Here is a 1,941-nt window from a genome sequence, read left to right as displayed (position 1 = left end):
CCGCTGCTGGCCATGGTCGCGCCGGGCGCCGTAGTCCTGCTGCTCTTCCACTACCTGCCGGTGCTGGGCAACATCGTGGCGTTCCAGGACTACAACCCGTACCTGGGCGACGATGCGCTGCAGGCACTGACCTCGAGCCCGTTCGTCGGCCTGGACAACTTCCGGGATCTTTTCGCCGACCCGGCGTTCTGGGACGCACTGTGGAACACGCTGTCCATCACCGCGTTCCAGCTGGTCTTCTTCTTCCCGCTGCCGATCGCGCTGGCGATCCTGCTCAACAGCATCCTGTCGCGGCGGCTGCGCGGCTTCGTGCAGACCGTGGTCTACCTGCCGCACTTCTTCAGCTGGGTGCTGGTGGTGACCTTCTTCGTGCAGATGCTCGGCGGCGCCGGGCTGCTGTCGCAGGAGCTGCGCGACGCGGGCATCAACCCGCCGGAGATCATGTCGAACCCGGACACCTTCATCGTGCTGGTGACCGCCGAGGCGGTCTGGAAGGACCTGGGCTGGGGCACGATCGTCTTCCTGGCCGCGCTGGCCGCGGTCGACCCCAACCTGTACGAGGCGTCGGCCGTGGACGGCGCCGGCCGCTGGCGCCGGCTGTGGCACATCACCCTGCCCAGCCTGCGCCCGGTCATCGTGCTGCTGCTGATCCTGCGGCTGGGCGACGCCCTGTCGGTCGGCTTCGAGCAGTTCCTGCTGCAGCGTGACGCGGTCGGCCGGCAGGCCGCCGAGGTGCTGGACACCTTCGTCTACCACCAGTCCATCGCGACCGGCGACTACGGCTTCGGCGCTGCCGCCGGGCTGTTCAAGGCGATGGTCGGGCTAGTGCTGATCCTGGCGGCCAACAAGGTCGCCCATCTGCTCGGCGAACGGGGGGTGTACTCGCGATCATGACCGCGACCACGAATCTGCGCGCGTCGCGCCGCCGGCATCCCGAGCGGCCGGCCTGGGAGGAGGATCCCGGGATCGCCGGCCAGACCGCCAAGGGGGTGGTGCTGACGGCCGTCGTGCTGGCCGTGCTGGTGCCGCTGTGGGTGGTGCTGGTGACCAGCCTGTCGTCGCGGGAGACGATCAACGCCGCCGGTGGCCTGGTGGTGGTGCCACGCGGGCTCGACTTCTCGGCGTACCGGATCATCTTCTCCGGTGGGCAGATCAGCAAGGCGCTGCTGATCAGCACCCTGGTCACCGTGGTCGGCACCGCCTTCAGCCTGGTCCTGACCGTGCTGGCCGCCTACGGCCTGTCCCGGCCCGGCTCGGTTCTGCACCGCGGCCTGCTCTTCTACTTCCTGCTGACCTTCCTGATCTATCCCGGCCTGGTGCCGAGCTATCTGGTGGTGACCGGGCTCGGCCTCAAGGACAGCCTGTGGTCGCTGATCCTGCCGGGCGCGGTCAGCGTGTTCAATCTCGTCGTGGTCCGGGCGTTCTTCCAGAACATCCCGGGCGAGCTGCTCGACAGCGCCCGGATCGACGGGGCCGGCGAGTTCCGCATCCTGCTCCGGATCGTGCTGCCGCTGTCGCGGGCGGTGGTCGCGGTGGTGGGCCTGTTCTACGCGGTCGGTTACTGGAACATCTGGTTCAACGCGCTGCTCTACATCGACGACAACGAGAAGTTCCCGATCCAGCGGATCCTGCAGAGCTACATCCTGGCCGGACAGGCCCCGCAGACCTCGGGTGCGGTGGGGGTCGCCCTGCCACCCACCCTGGCGATCAAGATGGCCGTGGTGGTGGTGACCGTGGCCCCGATCGCCCTGGTCTACCCGTTCGTGCAGCGCCACTTCACCCGGGGCGTGATCCTCGGAGCGGTCAAGGGCTGAGGACGATCGGCACCGGCCGGCCGGCCGGCAGCGTCACTTTTCGGTACGCCGCCCCGGCCGCCGGAGCGCCCACCTCGATCCTGGCCTCGTGCCGGGCGCGGAGCACCGCTGCCACCCGGCCCGGTGC

The 1,941-nt window shown here is 69.1% G+C and carries 2 protein-coding genes; both read left to right on the top strand.

Annotated features, from left to right (window positions below):
• The first annotated feature begins 3 nt into the window (after window positions 1-3).
• Window positions 4-894, top strand: a complete 891-nt coding sequence (locus AB0C29_RS46060) for an ABC transporter permease subunit (RefSeq protein WP_360834368.1) — start codon at window positions 4-6, stop codon at window positions 892-894.
• Window positions 891-1,814, top strand: coding sequence for a carbohydrate ABC transporter permease (locus AB0C29_RS46055; protein WP_360834366.1), 924 nt, complete (start codon window positions 891-893; stop codon window positions 1,812-1,814). Before AB0C29_RS46060 ends, AB0C29_RS46055 begins: the two co-directional genes overlap by 4 nt.
• Window positions 1,815-1,941 lie beyond the last annotated feature (127 nt).

The sequence above is a fragment of the Actinoplanes sp. NPDC048791 genome, from assembly GCF_040650095.1.
Classification (GTDB): Bacteria; Actinomycetota; Actinomycetes; order Mycobacteriales; family Micromonosporaceae; genus Actinoplanes.
Note: the sequence above shows the minus strand (reverse complement) of the source record. Positions and strands in the feature narration are given on the sequence as shown.

Excerpts from the sequence above, each read along its gene's own strand:
- AB0C29_RS46055 (WP_360834366.1), top strand. The coding sequence starts at position 891 with ATGACCGCGACCACGAATCTGCGCGCGTCGCGCCGCCGGCATCCCGAG.